This window comes from Mesorhizobium sp. M7A.F.Ca.ET.027.03.2.1, assembly GCF_003999175.1.
Lineage (GTDB): Bacteria > Pseudomonadota > Alphaproteobacteria > Rhizobiales > Rhizobiaceae > Mesorhizobium.
Window position 1 is genome coordinate 1 of sequence record NZ_RZOM01000014.1, and the last position, 18202, is coordinate 18202.

The 18202-nt window shown below is 63.1% G+C and carries 18 protein-coding genes; 13 read left to right on the top strand and 5 right to left on the bottom strand.

Annotated features, from left to right (window positions below; translation table 11 throughout):
* Nucleotides 1-171 (top strand): DUF2065 family protein (locus EN750_RS01545; RefSeq protein ID WP_127395411.1); only part of this gene is annotated, 171 nt, incomplete at its 5' end.
* A gap of 127 nt (nt 172-298) precedes the next feature.
* The gene (locus tag EN750_RS01550; protein ID WP_127395412.1) at nt 299-1816 is read left to right on the top strand and encodes a DegQ family serine endoprotease; all 1518 of its coding nucleotides are present in this window, start codon (nt 299-301) and stop codon (nt 1814-1816) included.
* A gap of 48 nt (nt 1817-1864) precedes the next feature.
* Here the strand turns inward: EN750_RS01550 and EN750_RS01555 are convergent, their stop codons facing one another.
* Nucleotides 1865-2437 carry a GNAT family N-acetyltransferase gene (locus tag EN750_RS01555; RefSeq protein ID WP_127395413.1) on the bottom strand — a complete coding sequence of 191 codons (573 nt, stop codon included), beginning with the start codon at nt 2435-2437 and terminating at the stop codon, nt 1865-1867.
* Nucleotides 2434-3321 carry a phosphoserine phosphatase SerB gene (serB, locus tag EN750_RS01560; RefSeq protein WP_127395414.1) on the bottom strand — a complete coding sequence of 296 codons (888 nt, stop codon included), beginning with the start codon at nt 3319-3321 and terminating at the stop codon, nt 2434-2436. The genes EN750_RS01555 and serB overlap by 4 nt, the downstream gene beginning before the upstream one ends.
* Between serB and miaA the strand changes: the two genes are divergently transcribed.
* Both miaA and EN750_RS01570 read left to right on the top strand, forming a co-directional pair.
* Nucleotides 3311-4279: a tRNA (adenosine(37)-N6)-dimethylallyltransferase MiaA gene (gene miaA / locus EN750_RS01565; RefSeq protein WP_127395415.1), complete on the top strand. Its 969-nt coding sequence runs from the start codon at nt 3311-3313 to the stop codon at nt 4277-4279. The genes serB and miaA overlap by 11 nt on opposite strands.
* Nucleotides 4280-4384: 105 nt before the next feature.
* The gene (locus EN750_RS01570; protein WP_127271965.1) at nt 4385-5176 is read left to right on the top strand and encodes a GGDEF domain-containing protein; all 792 of its coding nucleotides are present in this window, start codon (nt 4385-4387) and stop codon (nt 5174-5176) included.
* Between the two features lie 219 nt (nt 5177-5395).
* On the opposite strand, the gene EN750_RS01575 is transcribed toward EN750_RS01570, so the two are convergent.
* Nucleotides 5396-7225: an ATP-binding protein gene (locus EN750_RS01575; RefSeq protein WP_127328926.1), complete on the bottom strand. Its 1830-nt coding sequence runs from the start codon at nt 7223-7225 to the stop codon at nt 5396-5398.
* A 154-nt stretch (nt 7226-7379) separates the two neighbouring features.
* Between EN750_RS01575 and EN750_RS01580 the strand changes: the two genes are divergently transcribed.
* Genes EN750_RS01580 through EN750_RS01590 form a run of 3 tightly spaced genes read left to right on the top strand, consistent with a single transcriptional unit; the run spans nt 7380 to nt 8828 of the window.
* Nucleotides 7380-7943 (top strand): XRE family transcriptional regulator, encoded by a 564-nt coding sequence (locus EN750_RS01580; RefSeq protein WP_127395416.1) that lies wholly within the window; start codon nt 7380-7382, stop codon nt 7941-7943.
* A gap of 4 nt (nt 7944-7947) precedes the next feature.
* On the top strand, nt 7948-8256 hold the full coding sequence (locus EN750_RS01585; RefSeq protein WP_127395417.1) for a hypothetical protein: 309 nt from the start codon (nt 7948-7950) through the stop codon (nt 8254-8256).
* A 44-nt stretch (nt 8257-8300) separates the two neighbouring features.
* Nucleotides 8301-8828: an N-acetyltransferase gene (locus EN750_RS01590; RefSeq protein ID WP_127395424.1), complete on the top strand. Its 528-nt coding sequence runs from the start codon at nt 8301-8303 to the stop codon at nt 8826-8828.
* A 4-nt stretch (nt 8829-8832) separates the two neighbouring features.
* Here the strand turns inward: EN750_RS01590 and EN750_RS01595 are convergent, their stop codons facing one another.
* Nucleotides 8833-9711 (bottom strand): LysR family transcriptional regulator, encoded by an 879-nt coding sequence (locus EN750_RS01595; protein WP_127395418.1) that lies wholly within the window; start codon nt 9709-9711, stop codon nt 8833-8835.
* A gap of 122 nt (nt 9712-9833) precedes the next feature.
* Between EN750_RS01595 and EN750_RS01600 the strand changes: the two genes are divergently transcribed.
* Both EN750_RS01600 and EN750_RS01605 read left to right on the top strand, forming a co-directional pair.
* The gene (locus tag EN750_RS01600) at nt 9834-10985 is read left to right on the top strand and encodes a gamma-butyrobetaine dioxygenase (RefSeq protein ID WP_127395419.1); all 1152 of its coding nucleotides are present in this window, start codon (nt 9834-9836) and stop codon (nt 10983-10985) included.
* On the top strand, nt 10982-11572 hold the full coding sequence (locus tag EN750_RS01605) for an HD domain-containing protein (RefSeq protein WP_127395420.1): 591 nt from the start codon (nt 10982-10984) through the stop codon (nt 11570-11572). Before EN750_RS01600 ends, EN750_RS01605 begins: the two co-directional genes overlap by 4 nt.
* A 72-nt stretch (nt 11573-11644) precedes the next feature.
* Here EN750_RS01605 and EN750_RS01610 read toward each other — a convergent pair whose 3' ends face one another.
* Nucleotides 11645-13465, bottom strand: coding sequence for an NAD(P)/FAD-dependent oxidoreductase (locus EN750_RS01610; protein ID WP_127395421.1), 1821 nt, complete (start codon nt 13463-13465; stop codon nt 11645-11647).
* Nucleotides 13466-13897: 432 nt separating this feature from the next.
* Here EN750_RS01610 and EN750_RS01615 point away from each other — a divergent pair, with 432 nt between their 5' ends.
* The 4 genes from EN750_RS01615 to EN750_RS01630 all read left to right on the top strand — a co-directional run.
* On the top strand, nt 13898-15046 hold the full coding sequence (locus tag EN750_RS01615) for a DUF6600 domain-containing protein (RefSeq protein WP_245482563.1): 1149 nt from the start codon (nt 13898-13900) through the stop codon (nt 15044-15046).
* A gap of 256 nt (nt 15047-15302) precedes the next feature.
* On the top strand, nt 15303-17084 hold the full coding sequence (locus EN750_RS01620) for an acetolactate synthase 3 large subunit (RefSeq protein ID WP_127395423.1): 1782 nt from the start codon (nt 15303-15305) through the stop codon (nt 17082-17084).
* A gap of 85 nt (nt 17085-17169) precedes the next feature.
* The gene (ilvN, locus tag EN750_RS01625; protein ID WP_023757090.1) at nt 17170-17742 is read left to right on the top strand and encodes an acetolactate synthase small subunit; all 573 of its coding nucleotides are present in this window, start codon (nt 17170-17172) and stop codon (nt 17740-17742) included.
* 115 nt (nt 17743-17857) lie between these two features.
* The coding region (locus EN750_RS01630) for a LysE family transporter (protein ID WP_189525993.1) at nt 17858-18202 on the top strand (345 nt) is incomplete at its 3' end.

Here is an 18202-nt window from a genome sequence, read left to right on the forward strand (position 1 = left end):
GCCATGGGCCTGGTCCTTGTCATAGAGGGTCTGGTCTATGGCGGTTTTCCCGGCCTGGCCAGGAAACTTGCCACCGAAGTGCTGTCTCTGCCCGAGAACGCGCTGCGGATCGCCGGACTGGCGGCGATCGTGATCGGCGTGGGCATCGTCTGGCTGGTACGGGGCGCATGACGGCGGCGATGATTTATCCTCTGCCGATAGTCATAGCCGCAAACGTGCCGTATTTTTTGCCAACATGGCGTGACGCGGCGTTTTCGTCGAAGCGCTTTTCTTTTCAAGGATACCGGGAGGCTTCTCGATGACATCCAATACAATTCTGTGCGCGGCTCGGCGGACATTCCTCGCCGGCGCGGCGGCACTTCTTGTCAGCGCAGTCGCTGTCCCGTCCTTCGTGACGCCGACATTTGCCGCCGATGGACCCGCTTCGGTCGCCGATCTGGCGCAAGGCCTGCTCGGCGCAGTGGTCAACATATCGACCTCGCAGACGGTCAAGGGCACCGAAGGCCCGGGCGCGGTGCCGATGCCGCAATTGCCCGAGGGGTCGCCCTTCCAGGATTTCTTCGACGATTTCTTCAAGAACCGCGGCGGTGACAAGGACAACGGCTCGCAGAAGGTGCAGTCGCTGGGCTCCGGCTTCGTCATCGATGCCGAGCAAGGCATCGTCGTCACCAACAACCATGTCATTGCCGATGCCGACGACATCGAGGTCAATTTCTCCGATGGTGTCACCTTGAAGGCGACGCTGGTCGGCACCGACACCAAGACCGATGTCGCCGTGCTCAAGGTCGATCCGAAAGGCCACAAGCTGACGGCGGTGAAGTTCGGCGATTCCACCAAGATGCGCGTCGGCGACTGGGTGATGGCGATCGGCAATCCGTTCGGCCTCGGCGGCACGGTGACGGTCGGCATCGTCTCTGCCCGCAACCGCGACATCAATTCCGGCCCCTATGATGACTTCATCCAGACCGATGCCGCGATCAACCGCGGCAATTCCGGCGGACCGCTGTTCAACAGCGCCGGCGAGGTCATCGGCATCAACACGGCGATCATTTCGCCTTCCGGCGGTTCGATCGGCATCGGCTTTTCCATCCCCGCCCAGCTCGCGTCCGGCGTCGTCGACCAGTTGCGCCAGTTCGGCGAGACGCGGCGCGGCTGGCTGGGCGTGCGCATCCAGCCGGTGACCGACGACATCGCCGAAAGCCTCGGCATGGCGACCGCCAGGGGCGCGCTGGTCGCCGGCGTGATCAAGGGCGGCCCGGTCGACAATGGCACCATCCAGGCGGGCGATGTCGTCATCAAGTTCGACGGCAAGGACATCCATGAGATGCGCGATCTGCCGCGCGTCGTCGCCGAAAGCCCGGTTGGCAAGGCGGTCGATGTGCTCATCGTGCGCAAGGGTGTCGAGCAGACCGTGAAAGTGACGCTCGGCCGGCTCGAGGACGGCGAGAAGCTCGCCAGCAGCGAGGAGGGCAGCAACACCGATCAGGACAAGGGCGACAAGGCTCCGGCCGTTTCCACTGCTTCGGTGCTCGGCATGACGGTCGGCGAACTGAACGACGAGACACGCAAGAAGTTCAGCATTGCGGCCGATGTTTCGGGCGTCGTCATCACCGACGTCACCAAGGACTCGGCAGCCGCCGAACGCGGCATCCAGCCCGGCGAGGTGATCACCGAGATCGCACAGGAATCGGTCGCCACGCCCAAGGACGTCATGGACCGGATCGGCGCCTTGAAGGAACAGGGACGCAAGAATGCGCTGCTGATGCTGGCGTCGAAGACCGGCGAGCTCAGGTTCGTGACGATCCGGATGGACTGAGAGATCCGGAAGATCCGACAACACGACAGCACTGAAAGAAAAGGGCGGCTAGCGAGCCGCCCTTTTTCTTGCCTGCCAGTCCTGGCGCGGCAGTCTGTAGAGGACATGCCGTTTGAGATCCGGATGGCTGTCGGGAATGCTGGGGTGGTCGAAATCGCCGGACGGATCAGCGATCATGCCGAGGCGTTGCATGACGGCGGTGGAGCGGCGGTTGGCCGCGACGGCGAATGACACGATTTCATCGAGGCCAAGCGTCTCGAACCCGTAGGCCAGCCACGCTTCGGCTGCCTCGGTGACATAGCCCTTGCCCCAGAATTCAGGTGCCAGTCGCCAGCCGATCTCGATGGTGCCAGCTGGCAGGGATGGCACATGATCGGTGTCGAGGAGACCGATGAAGCCGATGCATTCACCGGTGGCGGTGATCTCGGCGGCAGCAAAACCGTATCCGTCCTCCGCGGTCCAGGCCCGGAGCTCGTCCATCTTGGCATCCGCCTCGGCGCGGTCGCGGCGGAACGGAAAGAACTCCATCACCCGGTCGTCGGAGTTTATGCGGTGGAACAGGTCGCGGTCGCGATCCTCCCAGTTGCGCAGGATCAGGCGCTCGGTGCGCATTGGTTTCATCGCACAAACTCCTCCTGCCTGTAGCCTTGCACATAAAGCAGCGCGGTCAGGTCGCCATGATCGATGCGGACCTTGGCCTGTGCCGCCACCGTCGGCTTGGCGTGGAGCGCGACACCGGTACCGGCCAGGCGGATCATGTCGAGATCATTGGCGCCGTCGCCGACGGCGATGGCGTCGGCGGGCGTCAGGCCGAGGCGCGCTGAAATTTCGATCAGCGCGTCGGCCTTGGCGGCGCGGCCGAGGATCGGTTCGCCGACCAGCCCGGTGAAGCGGCCGTCCTGCTCGAGCAGGCGATTGGCGCGGTTCTCCTGGAAGCCGAGCATGGCGGCGATGCGCGTCGTGAACACCTCGAACCCGCCAGACACGAGTGCCGTCCAGGCGTCGTTGGCGCGCATGGTCCGGACCAGAACACGACCGCCTGGGGCCAGCGTCAGGCGATTGGCGACGATGCGATCGACCACGGCGGCGTCGAGGCCCTTGAGCAACGCCACCCGTTCACGCAAAGCCGGTTCGAAGGCGATCTCACCATTCATGGATCGCGCGGTGATGGCCGCAACATGATCCTTGACGCCGATCTCGTCGGCCAGCTCGTCGATGCATTCCTGGTCGATCATGGTTGAATCCATGTCGGCGATCAGGATTTTCTTGCGGCGGGTTTCCGCCTGCTGGACGATCACGTCGACGGCCTCGCTGGCAAGTGCCGTGCGCAAGACGGCACTCGTGACGGCGTCGTCGGCTGCCTCAGGCAGGACGAGATCGCAGGCAATACCTTCGGCCAGCCAGACAACAGCGCTTGCGCCGACCGACCGTGAGGCCATATTCGCAAGCGACAGCGACAAAGCGCGCTCAGTGGGACGGGAAACAAGCGTGGCGATGAGCGGCATGAAACATTCCGGCGGGCAGGCGGGCGAGGGCCGCGTGAAGAACGCGATCCTGATAGCCGGGCCGACCGCCAGCGGCAAGTCGGCGCTTGCGCTCGATCTGGCCGAGCGCAGGGGTGGCGTGATCGTCAACACGGATTCCATGCAGGGTTATTCGGTGCTCGACGTGCTGACCGCCCGGCCGGAGGCGGCCGACCTCGCCCGCGCACCGCATTATCTTTATGGCCATGTCCACCCGGCCACCGCCTATTCCACCGGCGCCTGGCTGCGCGACGTGATGAAGCTGATCGAGGACGGCACATTCTCCGAACGGCCAGTGATTTTTGTCGGCGGCACCGGGCTCTACTTTCGCGCGCTGGCCGAGGGCATTTCGGAAATGCCCGACATTCCGCAGCGGGTCCGCGACCGCTGGCGCTATGAGTTGAAGGAGCAGGGCGCCGTCAAGCTGCACAGCCTGCTGCTGCGCGAGGATTCGGCGGCCGCCATGATGCTCAAGCCAACCGACAGCCAGCGCATCGTGCGGGCATTGGAGGTTCTCGATGCGTCTGGCCGTTCGATCCTGGAATGGCAGGCAGAACGCGGCCAGCCGCTCATCGACAGGGAAAGCGCGCGTTTCCTGGTGATCGAGCCGGATCGGGCGGCGTTGGTCGCTCGCATCGACAAACGCTTCGACCAGATGCTGGACAAGGGCGCGCTGGACGAGGTCAAGCGGCTTGCAGCACTTGGCCTCGATCCCGAATTGCCGGCGATGAAAGCGATCGGCGTTCGCGAACTGCAGGCAGCGATGGCCGGAGAGATTGGCTTTCCCGAGGCAATCGAACGCGCCAAGATCGCGACCAGGCAATATTCCAAGCGGCAAACCACCTGGTTCAGGCATCAATTGGGGCCGGAATGGCTGAGATTGCGCCCCGGTGATGATCTGGAAACCACGATCTCAGCGCTTGCTTCCGATACAACCTGAAAAGTTTACCTGCAAGGAACGGTTCCCGTGGTGGTTGTCCAAATTAACCCTCCGTAAGCCCGCCCATGCCATAAGATCAGTGGGCACTTTTCCAACGGGGAGCAGATGCGTTTCCACAAGGCGGAATCAGCATTTTTCGTCTTTATATTCGTGATCCTGGCCGCCGGCCTGGTGACGCTGCATGCTTACGGACTTCTGCAATCCTTCGCCGACGAGTTGCATACGGCTTCGGGTCTGGACAAGGTCATCTATCTCAACAAGCTCTTGTTCGCGACCGGCGTGCTCCTGGCCACCGCGCTGTTCTTCGGCATCTTCTTCATCTATCCGCTGATCCGCAAACAGGCGATGGAGGAAGGCAAGCTACGCGCCATGACGGTCTCGCTCAGCGCGCGCTCGGAAACATTCGAGCATGCGGCGCTGACCGATGGCCTGACCGGCATGCAGAACCGGCGCTATTTCGATGATGCGCTGAAGGAGTATCTCGAGGAATTCCGGCGCATCGAAAAGCCCGTCGGGCTGATGATCCTCGATCTCGACCATTTCAAGCAGGTCAACGACACCCACGGCCATGACGTCGGCGACGAAGTGCTCAAGGCCGTCGCGAACTGTCTCAAGGACATGACGCGCTACCACGATGTGGTGGCGCGATTGGGCGGCGAGGAGTTCGCCGTGGTCACGCCCAACATGGACGCCGAGCTTCTGGGCAAGTTTGCCGAGCGCATCCGCAAGGCGATTGCCAACATGTCGGTGCTGTCGGGCAATGTCCGCCTCAAGATCACCACCAGCGTCGGGCTCGCCGTCTGGGACCGCAAGGAAACAGCGGAAGAGTTCTATCGCCGCGCCGACCGCCAGCTTTACGAGGCGAAGAGGCAGGGCCGTAACCGCGTCTGCGCCTGAAATCGCATCACTGAATTCGTGAGGCTGGCCGTCTGGCGCCGTTTTCTGCGCTTCCGGTGCTCACGGACTCAAACGTCCGCTCCGCTTCGGTTCTCGAAAACAGCACCACCCGACTCAGCCTGACGAATTCCCTGACGGGATTTATCCGAGCGGGCTGGGCAAGGGCGCAAGCTTGGCGCGGCTTCTCGGTCAGAAGGCAGAGGATTTGGCGCTGCTGACCTAATCGTTTTGCGGGCGCAGGCCGAAGGTTGCGGGCTTTAGGCCGTAGCGCATGTCGAAATCGTCGTCCGATGGCGCGCGTGCGGCGGGTGGCTTGCGGTAGTCGGGGTCGCCGGCCTGGCGGCCCGAATCGACGACCTCGGCGAAGGCCATCGCCTGCTGCGTTGATTTAGGCACATTGCGCAGTCGTTCCACGATCGCCACCAGATCGACATCGTCGCCTGGCTTCGACGTGGCCTCTTCGCGTTTTGCGGTGCCGGGGAGCAGGTCACTCGGCAGTTTTTCGAACTTCAGCCGCATGGTCGTCGCCACGCCTTCGCCGAAGGCGATGGCTTCGCGCTGGCCCATGGAGGACAGGAAGGCAAGCGTCGAGGCGGAAGAGTCGGCAATCGCGGAGCGGATGATCGCCTGGTCCTGCTCATTGGCAAGCCGCATGGCGAAGAAGGTCGAGCATTGCGAAAGGATGGTCGGGTCGAGCTCGCCCGGGCGCTGGGTGACGACGCCGAGATAGCAGCCATATTTGCGGCCTTCCTTGGCAATGCGCGACAGCGCGTGCCTTGTCGGCGCGAAGCCGAGGCGCGGATCGGCCGGCATATAGCGGTGCGCTTCTTCGCATAAAAACAGGAGCTGCAGCTTGCCCTCGCTCCACAGAGCGAGGTCGAAGGCCAGGCGCGCCAGCACCGAGCAGACCGAATTGACCACTTCCGACGGCATGCCGGCCATCTCGAAGCAGGTTACCGGGCGGCCATGATGCGGCACGCGGAAGATGTTGCCGATCGTCTCGTGGATGGTGTCCTCGATCAGGCGCGAGTTGAACATGAAGCGGTAGCGTGGATCGGCGGCCGCCGATTCGATGCGCGTCTTCAGCGATTTGAGTGTCGGGCGATCGGTCTTGCTTTCGAGCATGCCCATGCGCTCATCGATCTGCTTGAGCAGGTCGGCGATGCGGTAAGGCACCGGCGTATCGGCGGTCAACGCATCGCTGCCGCGCCTGATATAGGAGCCCGAATTCGGGTTGCGGTAGAGATTCTTGGCGGCCGGGATAAGGTCGCGCAAGGCGTCGATTTCTTCCGGCTCGGTCTCGCGGCCCCGGAACAGCACCTCGGCGAATTCCTCGAGCTTGAACATCCAGAACGGCAGATCCAAGGTTTTGGAATCGACCCTGACGCAGTATTCGGGCAGCGATGCAGCGAACTCGTTGTGCGGATCGAGGATCAAGATGCGCAGATCCGGCCGTGCCGCTATCGACTTGCGCAGCAGCAGCGAGACGGCGGTGGATTTGCCGACGCCGGTCGTGCCGACAATGGCGAAGTGACGCGCCAGCGTATCGTCGATGGCGATGTTGGCGGCGATCGTCTCGTCCTGCGCGAGCGTGCCGATCGTGATCGAATGACGCCCGGCGAGGTCATATACCGCCTGCAGGTCGCGGGTGCGGATCCGATGCGCAACGGCGCCGATATGCGGATAGGTGGTGATGCCGCGGTCGAAGACCGGTTTGGCGCCGGGCTCTGCTCCGTCACGGACTTCGCCGATCAGCTCGATGCTGACCTCGATGGCGTTCTGGCCCTCATTGCTCCAGGCGCGGTCCGACTTGCCGATTGCGTAGACCAGGCCGACGGTTCGCGTCGATCCGAGATTGATGGAAATCATCTTGCCGACCGTCCACAGGCCGGTCACCGCGCCGTCGGCGTCGTTCGCGTACGCGCTGATGGTGGCGCGCGCGCCATCGCATTGCACGACATTGCCGAGGATGCGCTTGTCGTTCTGCTCTGCGTCGCGGCGCTCCTGCGATGTCGGTTCTCCAACGGAGGCTTCGCGTTCGACATACATGGACAGGCCAATCCCCATTTCCCTGGAGCGCCGATCCTACCCGAATGGGGTTAAGGCCCGATGAGGTCGGATGGTGTAGAGAGCATTAAGGGGCTCGTGAAAATTGTCGCAAGGCGGCTCTTCTCCGGCGTCTATTTTTCGCTATAATAGACATATGGATGATATAGCGAACGACATTTCCTCGACGATCGGCCGCAGGATACACGCCGAAAGAATCGTGCGCGACTGGTCTCTGGCCGAACTCGCGGAGCGTTCCGGCGTCTCGAAGGCAATGCTCAGCACGATCGAGCGTGGCAAGACCAGCCCGACGGCGGCGCTTCTGGTGCGCATCGCGTCGGCCTTCGGCATGACGCTGTCGACCTTGATCGCGCGCGCGGAATTGCAGGGCGGCGGGATATTGCGCGAGGCCGACCAGCCGGTGTGGCGCGATCCCGACACCGGCTATGTCAGGCGGCATCTTTCGCCGGCTGGCGATATGCCGCTGGAACTGATCAAGGTGCATCTGCCGGCGGGCGCCAAGGTCAGTTTTCCGGCCGCTTCATACGCCTTCATCAAGCAGCAGATATGGCTGATTTCCGGGCGGCTCGAATTCGTCGAAGGTGAGACAGTGCACAGGCTTGTATCAGGCGACTGCCTGGCGCTCGGGGCGCCGTCGGACTGCACCTTCCATGCCCTGGAGCCCGGCGCCGACTATCTCGTCGCGCTGGTCAGGGGCTGACACAATGGCAAGAAGACCAAAGCGCTCCCATAATGGGGGGCCGCCTCTCGATGAGTACAAGGGCCCGCCATGGGGCAAGGGCGATCCCTACATCTTCCTTGCCTGGCAGGCCGCCCATGCCAAGGCGTGGAAGGCGCCGAGCCACGAGGTGATGCTGCTGCGCATGGACAGAGCCGAGCGGCTTGGCCTGACCTATGAGGAGTACACGCTCGAGATCCTCGAGCGCGGGCGGCATCTCGGGCACGAAGACGCCGACCGCATCAGCGCCATCAAGGCGGCGCGAAAGCGACGCCGCGCGCGCCGTCTGGACTGACAGCAATGCGCCCGCTTCTACCGCAATCACAGGATATCCTGCACATGAACTCGATCGAGATCGCACCCCTGAACCCGACTGCCGAAACGCAGGACATGCTGGCCGAATTGCTGGTCGCAACGGTGGCGGCCGGCGGTTCGGTCAGCTTCATGCATCCGTTGGCGCCGCAGGCGGCAAGGACGTTCTGGGAGAAGTCGCTGGCCGCGGCGGCAAGGGGCGAAAGAGCGGTGCTTGGCGCCTGGGACGGCAAAAACCTGGTCGGCACAGTGACCTTGCTGCTCGATTGTCCGCCCAACCAGCCGCACCGGGCCGAGATCGCCAAGCTGATGACATCAGTCGATTACCGGGGCAGGGGTGTGGGAACGCGCCTGATGCGAGCCGCCGAGAGCCTCGCCGTGGAGAAGGGCCGCACGCTGCTGGTTCTGGACACGGCGACCGAGGAGGGCGCCTCAGGCCTCTACGAGCGGTTGGGCTTCACGCTGGCCGGTGAGATACCGGACTATGCCCTGAAGCCGCATGGCGGGCTGACCGGCACGTTGATCTACTGGAAGCGGATCGGGCCAATCTCATAACCAGTCATGCCGGCGCGGAGAGGCGCAGGAGCAGCCATTGGCGGAAATCCTGTTCGGCTCCGGTCAGGCGTGCTGTCGACGCCTTGGTCAGGAAATGCCCCGATGTGCTGGAAAGTTCATAGTCGGAAAGCCTGACCAGCGTCTTGCTGTTGAGCGCCGCATCGACCAGCGGCCGCGAGCCCAAGAGCACGCCGGCGCCGGCGCTCGCCGCCTCCATGGCGGTGACGAAACTATCGAAGCGGTGTGATCGTCTGGGATGGCCAGCCAGTCCAGCGGCGGCGAACCATTCCGCCCACATCTCGCGCGCGCCGGCGACCAGAAGCAGCGGCAGGGAAGGCCAGTCGTCGTCGCCGGCGAGCGCAGGTGCGGCCACCGGCACGAGCCGCTCGGCGGTCAGCCTGTCGGCTTCGCGTCCGGGGAACGATCCGCTGCCGAAGCGGATGTCGAGCACCGAACCCGGCAGATCGTAGTCAGCAGGGCGATGGATCGTCACCAGATCGAGCTGGATGCGCGGCAGTGCCTTTGCGAGATCTGGCAGCGCCGGAACCAGTATGAGCAAGGCAAAGGAGATCGGCGCCCGGATGGTCACGGTCTGGACGGCGCGCGGCTCGAACAGTTCCGCGGTGCTGTTGCCGATGGTGGCGAAGGCCGACTGGATGTGAGGCAGGTAGGCTGCCCCCTCCGGCGACAGTGCGACGCCCCGCGCCAGCCGCGAAAACAAACGTGTCTTGAGCCGCTCCTCGAGAAACCGGATGTGCTGGCTGACGGCTGCCTGGGTGAGACCGAGCTCGGCTGCCGCCGCGGTGAAATTCGACAGCCGCGCCGCCGCCTCAAAACTGCGCAGCCAGTCCAGAGGCGGCACGGGTGTATTTGTACGAGCCATAAGTATTCTGCGGTCATTGGCTAAAAAATGATAATTTGAGTTATGCCTGTCGCGCGATCAACATGCAATCGAAACCCTGCGGATCAGGCTGCGGGGGACGCAACGAACAGGAACGGATCTCCATGCTCACCCACGCGCTGATCGGCGACGAAGGCAGAACAATCGACCTTGGCTGGCAGGACGGGTCGCGCAGCCGTTTTCATGCCATGTGGCTGCGCGACAATGCGCTGGACGACAAGACGCGCAGCGCCGGCAATGGTCAACGGCTCATCACCATTCTCGACATTCCCGCCAACACCAGGATCGGCGCCGCGTCGATCAAAGGCGGCGCCCTGGAAGTCAGCTTCGTGCCCGAGCAGAAGACGGTCAGCTTTCCCGCGGCATGGCTGAGCGCCAATGCCTATGATCGTGACGCAGGCCGCCAGCCGGGCTGGACAGGCGAGGCCACCGTGCGATGGACCAAGGCCTCGATGCAGAATTCGGTACCGCGCGCCGGCTATGTTGCGGCCAGCCGCGATCGTGCTGTGCTGGGGCAATGGCTGTCGGCGGTGAAAACCTATGGCTTCGCGGTGATGGACGATCTGCCGTCCGAATCCGGGGCGCTGTGCAAAGTGTCCGATCTGTTCGGCTACATCAGGGAGACCAATTACGGGCGCTGGTTCGAAGTGCGCGCCGAGGTCAATCCGAACAATCTCGCCTACACGAATCTCGGCCTCCAGGCGCACACCGACAACCCCTATCGCGACCCTGTGCCGACGCTGCAGATTCTGTCCTGCATCGAAAATACGGTTGAGGGCGGCGAGTCCAGTGTCGTCGATGGGTTTGCCGTCGCGGCTGCGCTGCAGGCTGAGAACCCGGAAGGCTTCCGGCTGCTGAGCTCATGCCCGGCGCGCTTCGAATATGCCGGCTCTTCCGGCGTGCGGCTGCAGGCGAAGCGGCCGATGATCGAGCTCGGGCCCGATGGCGAGCTGATTTGCATCCGCTTCAACAACCGCTCCCTGGCGCCGACGGTCGACGTGCCGTTCAGCGATATGGAAGCGTACTACGCCGCCTATCGCCGGTTTGCGGAACTGATCGAGAATCCATCCTTCGAGGTGACGTTCAAGCTCGAAGCGGGGCAGGCGTTCATCGTCGACAACACGCGCGTCATGCATGCCCGCAAAGCGTTTTCCGGTACCGGCAAGCGCTGGCTGCAGGGCTGTTACGCAGACAAGGACGGTCTGCTGTCGACGCTGGCCGCAATCGAGCATGGGTTCAAGGAGGCGGCGGAATGAGCGGCCAGGATTTGAACGCGGACACCATCGTCGAGTTCATCGCCGACATCTTCGAGCGCCGGGGTGCCGAATCCTATCTCGGCGAACCAGTCACCATGTCTGAGCACATGCTGCAGGGCGCCTGGTTCGCCGAAAAGGACGGTGCGCCCGACGAACTGGTGGCGGCGGCGCTGCTGCACGACATCGGCCATTACACCAGCGAGTTCGGCACCTATTCGCCCGAGGATGTCGAGGACAAGCATCATGACGAAGCCGGCGGCGAGGTGCTGGCGCCGTTCTTTCCGCCGGTCATCGTCGAATGCGTGAGGCTGCATGTCGCGGCCAAGCGCTATCTCTGCGCCACCGACCCGACCTATTTCGGCAGGCTTTCGCAGGCCTCAGTGCATACGCTGTCGCTGCAGGGCGGGCCGATGAGCGCCGATGAAGTGGCCGAGTTCCGCAAGAACCCGTTCCACGAGGAAGCGGTCCGGGTCCGCATCTGGGACGAGAGCGGCAAGATCGCCAACATGAAGACACGGGCGTTTCGCGATTACGTGCCGCTGCTGCAGCGGGTGGTGACGCAGTTCGCCGCGGGTAAGCCGGCGTAATTCCCTCGAAGGAAGGAGGCAGGGTGCAAGCCATGCCTCCTTCCGTTTTTTCTCCGCAGGAATGGCGCTCGCCTATCCCTTGTGGTGCACCTGCTGCAGCCCGTAGACCGGCGTCGCCAAGCCGGCCTGCCTGGCTTTCAACTGCAGCGCCAGGAACTGCGAATAGTGTCGTGACTGGTGCAGATTGCCGCCGTGGAACCACAGCGCCTCCTGTTGCGTCGGCTTCCACATGTTGCGCAACTCGCCTTCCCAGGGGCCGGGATCCTTGGTGGTGTTCGAGCCGAGGCCCCAGCATTTGCCGACCTTGTCGGCGGTTTCGCGGGATATCAGATCGGCGGCCCAGCCGTTCATCGAGCCGTAGCCCGTGGCATAGACGATGAGGTCCGCAGGCAGTTCCGACCCGTCGCCGAGCAGAACAGAGTGCTGCTTGATCTCTTCGACGTCGACGCCGCTCTTCAGCTTGATCGAACCATCGATAACCAGCTGCGAGGCGCCAACATCGATGTAATAGCCAGAGCCGCGCCTGAGGTACTTCATGAACAGGCCGGACTCGTCGTCGCCCCAGTCGAGCATGAAACCCGCCTTTTCCAATCCCTTGTAGAACGCCGCATCGCGTTTCTTCATCTCGGCATAGGCCGGGATCTGGAACTCGTGCAGGATCTTGTAAGGCAGCGAAGCGAAGATGAGATCGGCCTTGGCGGTGGTGATGCCATTCTGCAGCGCCTGCTCCGAATAGAGCGAACCCAGTCCGATTTCCATCAACGTGTCGGACCTGGAGATATGGGTACTCGAGCGCTGCACCATGGTCACGTCGGCACCAGCTTCCCAAAGTGCGGCAGCGATGTCATGGGCGGAATTGTTGGATCCGATGACAACGGCCTTTTTGCCGGCATAGGCGTCGGGACCCGGATGCTTCGACGAGTGGTGCTGGTCACCCTTGAAGGTTTCCATGCCCTTGAATTTCGGCAGATTGGCCTTGCCGGACTGTCCGGTCGCCAGCACCAGCTGCTTGGGCTTCAGCGTAATGTCCCTGCCGTCGCGGTGGACGACAACCGTCCATTCCTTGGTCTTGTCGTCATAGGAGGCGCTTTTGGCCTCGGTCGAGGACCAGTAATTCAGCTCCATCACCTTGGTGTACATTTCCAGCCAGTCGCCGATCTTGTCCTTGGGCGAGAAGACCGGCCAGTTCTTGGGGAAATCGATGTAGGGCAGATGGTCGTACCAGACCGGGTCATGCAGGCAGAGCGACTTGTAGCGCTTGCGCCAGCTGTCGCCGGCCCGCTCGTTTTTCTCGATGATGATCGTCGGCACGCCAAGCTGCCGCAGCCGCGCGCCGAGCGCGATGCCGCCCTGGCCGCCGCCGATGATGACCGTATAGGGCTGGGTCTTGAAGCCGAGCTCGGCGGCTTCCCTCTCGCGTTCTTCCTTCCATGTCGGACGGTTCTTGCCCGAGCCGTGCCTGGCGCCCATCGGCCGCGCAAAGCCTGCCGGCTCCTCGTGGCCTTTCAGTTCGGCCATGGTGGTCAGCAGCGTCCAGATCTTGCCGTTCTTCAGCCTGACATGGCCGAAGCCGCGTGCCACCTCCGTCTCGAAGCTGATCCAGCCCTCGATCAGTTCGCCGCTCTCGGTCGCGTCCTCGCCCTTGGCGATGGCGAAGTGCGACGGCCTGGTGTTCGACAATTGGCTTTTCAGCATGTCGCGGACCTGGTCGCGGCCTTCCATGGTCTTGATGTTCCAGGTGAAGGTAACGAGGTCGCGCCAGTAGCAATCCTCTTGAAAGCAATCGACCGCCTTCTCGATGTCATTGGCAGCCAGCGCGGCGCCGAATTGATCGAGCAGGTCAGACAGTTTCTTGCTAGGGGCCGTGTTCTTGCTAGAGGGCTTGTCGAGCATCAGGTTTCCTCCCGTGAAATCCAGATCGTCATGGTGGTGGCTCCGCCGGGCTTGCCGCCGGACGATCAAGTATCGTCAGAGATGGCGGCCCTCGTCACGCCCCACCATAGTTTCCAGCGATTTCAATGGTCTATCCTAGAAATGAGATCGCCAGGCGGTTTCGGAATCGCTCCGGCGCCGGAAACGAACGTTCCATTTGTGAATGCCGCGCCGGTCGCGCAAAATTGATGGTCAAATGCCGCAATGCGGTCACCGGGGCCGATGACAACCGATCGGTGAGAAGCCGGGAAGCGGTGGCGGGCAACAGGGCGGTTCCCGGGATTTTCTGGATGCGGAACTCTGGAGCCCGTTATGATCATCATACCTTTTATCCAAGCGTCTTCATGTCGCTCCCTTGGCCGGCGTGGACGCGCAGCAGCAATGGCCGCGGTCATGGCCTTGAGCGCGACCCTGACCGGCCCGCTGGTGCTGCCCGGAACGCAGGCGCATGCGGCGGAAATTGCCGTCACCGTCCGCGAAAGGCTTTCGAATTATGGCGGATGGCGAACCTCGGCCCGATTCGGCGATGTCTGGGTTCCCTCGGTCCGTACCGAATGGCGGCCGTACACCGAAGGCAGGTGGGTCTGGACCGGCGATGGCTGGTACTGGCAGTCCACCGAGCCATTCGGCGATGTCGTCTATCACTATGGCCGCTGGGCGTATGATCCCGATTTCGGCTGGGTGTGGATCGCCGGCGATCAATGGGCGCCAGCCTGGGTGGTGTGGCGTCAGGGCGGCAATGATGTCGGCTGGGCTCCAGCGCCGCCCGACGTCGGTGTCGCCTTCGACGACGCCTGGTGGTGTTTCGTGCCTGTGGCGGCGATCGGCGCGGTCGATCTGGTCAGGGTGGTGCGGCCGGTGCAGGAGAACGTCGTCATCATGCGCAACACGACGATCATCAACCAGACGGTCGTGGTCAACAATGCACCGCGCGTGCGACTTGGCAATCAGGTCGTTGCAATCAATGCCGGACCCCGGCTGCAGCAACTCCCGAAGCCCGTCATCGAATCGATCAAGGCGGCAAAACTGGTTCCGCCTCGCAAAGGCGTGTTTGCCAGTGCACGGCTCGATGTTTCCAGGGGCGCCGAGATCAAGAGGCTTGCCGGCAATACAAAGGGGAACGGGCAAATCCTGGCGGGTCCCAAGACTGCGACCGGCGACAAGGCCAATTCCCTTGGCGCGGTGACTGCCAGCAATCCGGTGGTCGTGAAGCCGGTGAGCAAGCGGATGGTCGCCGGCAACGGCGCGAAGGCCGATGCGCTCAAGCTGCATGCCGACAGGACCACAGGCGACGGACGCATCGTTGTCAAATCGTCGCTCAACCGGGGGTCGCCCAAGCCGGTTTCGTCCAGGCCGGTTTCGGGGCAGCGTCTTGCACGCGGAGCCGGGCAACAAAAGCCGCATCAGCAAGCGTTGGCAATGCGCATGCCCCAGCACCATGCCCCGGCAAGGGTGGCACCCCACCATCCGCCAGCGAAGATGCAGGCCAGGAAGGCGTCCAAATGCGATCCACGCGTTTCCCGCTGCAAGGCGCCGGGCTGACACCGCAGTCGCGTCGGCACGCTGCGCGCGCCGGCGCGATTTTTCCCGTTGACAGGCCGCCTTTCCCGCCCTTAGTGTCCGCCACCATGAAAACGGCACTCATTCTCGTAGGAAAGCGCGTGGGCAAGGCGGTGTAACCGCCGGGCGAAAACCCCCCATGCGCAAGACACAGGCTCCCTCGGGGGCCTTTTTTATTGCCTGAAACACGACTAAACGACCAGCAAACGCCAAATGGCGACAGTACGGGACCAGACCGATGAGCAACGGACAGAACGAGCGGCGCGAGATGACAGGTGCCGAAATGGTGGTGCAGGCGCTGAAGGACAATGGCGTCAAGCATGTCTTCGGCTATCCCGGCGGCGCTGTCCTTCCGATCTATGACGAGATCTTCCAGCAGGACGATGTCGAGCACATACTGGTGCGCCACGAGCAGGGCGCCGGCCATGCGGCCGAAGGCTATGCGCGTTCGACCGGCAAGGCCGGCGTCATGCTGGTGACCTCCGGCCCCGGCGCCACCAATGCGGTGACGCCGCTGCAGGACGCGCTGATGGATTCGATCCCGCTGGTCTGCCTGACGGGGCAGGTGCCGACCTCGCTGATCGGCTCCGACGCTTTTCAGGAATGCGATACGGTCGGCATCACCCGCCCCTGCACCAAGCACAATTGGCTGGTGAAGGACGTCAACGAACTCGCCGCCACCATCCACGAGGCTTTCCATGTCGCGACCACCGGCCGTCCGGGTCCGGTCGTCGTCGATATTCCGAAGGACGTGCAGTTCGCCAGGGGATTCTACGTCCCGCCGCAGATAGCGCCGCGCACCAGCTACCAGCCTAAGGTCCAGGGCGACCTGGAAAAGGTCAAGGCGGCGGTCGAGCTGATGGCCAGCGCCAAGAAGCCGATCATCTATAGCGGCGGCGGCGTCATCAATTCCGGCTCGGAAGCGAGCCATCTGCTGCGCGAACTGGTCGATCTTACCGGTTTCCCGATTACCTCGACGCTGATGGGCCTCGGTGCCTATCCGGCATCGGGCAAGAACTGGATGGGCATGCTCGGCATGCACGGCACCTATGAAGCCAACATGGCCATGCATGATTGCGACGTGATGATCTGCATCGGCGCCCGTTTCGACGACCGCATCACCGGCCGGTTGACCGCGTTCTCGCCGAATTCGAAGAAGATCCACATCGACATCGATCCATCGTCGATCAATAAGAATGTCCACACCGAGGTGCCGATCATCGGCGATGTCGGCCGGGTGCTGGAGGATATGGTGCGGCTGTGGCGCGCGAGCGCCAAGGCCGACAAGAAGGCGCTCTACCCCTGGTGGGAGCAGATCGCCAAATGGCGTGCGCGCGACTCGCTCGCCTACAAGATGAACAACGACGTGATCATGCCGCAATACGCCATCGAGCGGCTCTACGAACTGACCAAGGGTATGGACACCTACATCACCACCGAGGTCGGCCAGCACCAGATGTGGGCGGCGCAGCACTATCATTTCGAGAAGCCGAACCGCTGGATGACGTCAGGCGGGCTGGGCACGATGGGCTACGGCCTGCCGGCGGCGCTCGGCGTGCAGATCGCGCATCCCGACGCGCTGGTCATCGACATTGCCGGCGACGCCTCCGTGCAGATGACGATGCAGGAGATGAGCGCTGCCGTGCAGCACGACGCGCCGATCAAGATCTTCATCCTGAACAACCAGTATATGGGCATGGTGCGGCAGTGGCAGCAGTTGCTGCACGGCAACCGGCTGTCGCATTCCTACACCGAGGCGATGCCCGACTTCGTCAAGCTGGCCGAGGCCTATGGCGGACACGGCATTCGCTGCGAGAAGCCGGACGAACTGGACGACGCGATCAAGGAGATGATCTCGGTCAGGAAGCCGGTGCTGTTCGACTGCCGCGTGGCGACGCTCGCCAACTGCTTCCCGATGATCCCATCGGGCAAGGCGCACAATGAGATGCTCTTGCCCGACGAGGCGACCGACGAGGCGGTGGCCAACGCCATCGACGCCAAGGGCAGGGAACTGGTGTAGCCGGCAGAACCAAGGCAGGGCTGTCGCGAGAAAGCCCCGCGCAAACAGAGAATTAGCTCAAGAGCTTGAAATCGAGATTCATGTCATGAACGCACAGCTACAACCGACCGGCTCCGCCTATTTCATCGCCAAGGAGACGGAGAAGCCGGAAAACCACACGCTTTCCGTGCTGGTCGACAATGAGCCGGGCGTGCTTGCCAGGGTCATCGGCCTGTTTTCCGGGCGTGGCTACAACATCGAGAGCCTGACCGTCTCCGAGACCGAGCATGAGAAGCATTTGTCGCGCATCACCATCGTGACGCGCGGCACGCCGCATGTGCTGGAGCAGATCAAGCACCAGCTCGAGCGCATCGTGCCGGTTCACCGCGTCGTCGACCTGACCGTGCGTTCGCATGAATCCGGCCAGGAGCGGCCGCTGGAGCGCGAACTGGCGCTGGTCAAAGTCGCCGGCACCGGCGAGGCCCGGGTCGAGGCGTTGCGGCTGGCCGATGCGTTCCGCGCCAGCGTCATCGACGCCAACACCGAGCATTTCATCTTCGAGATCACCGGCAAGGGCTCCAAGATCGACCAGTTCATCGCCATCATGAAACCGCTCGGCCTGGTTGAAATCTGCCGCACCGGCGTGGCGGCGTTGAACCGCGGCCCGCAGGCGATGTAGGACTTCGGCGGGGCTGGCGCCGAACGCGCCAGCCAGCTTCCATTGTGAGGCCATCCGTGGCCTTTGCGGGGTCGCCGGGAAGAGACAAGATGCTGACTTGTCAGGGAGGATATCCATGTCGCTCGACGCATTCCTTGCTCTGCTTGTCTACGCCTTCGTGACCTCGATCACGCCGGGGCCGAACAATCTCATGCTTCTGGCATCGGGCGTGAATTTCGGCCTCGTCAGAACCGTTCCGCACATGCTGGGCATCAGCATGGGTTTCCTCGTGCTGCTGCTTGCCGTCGGTCTTGGCCTCGGCGCTGTGTTGACGGCGTTTCCGGCGCTGCACACCGGATTGAAGATCGCAGGCGGTGCCTACCTGCTCTATCTTTCGTGGAAGATCGCCATGTCGCGCACGCTGACCGGCAAGGGCGAGACGAATGCGCGGCCCATGCGCTTCATCGAGGCGGCCGCATTC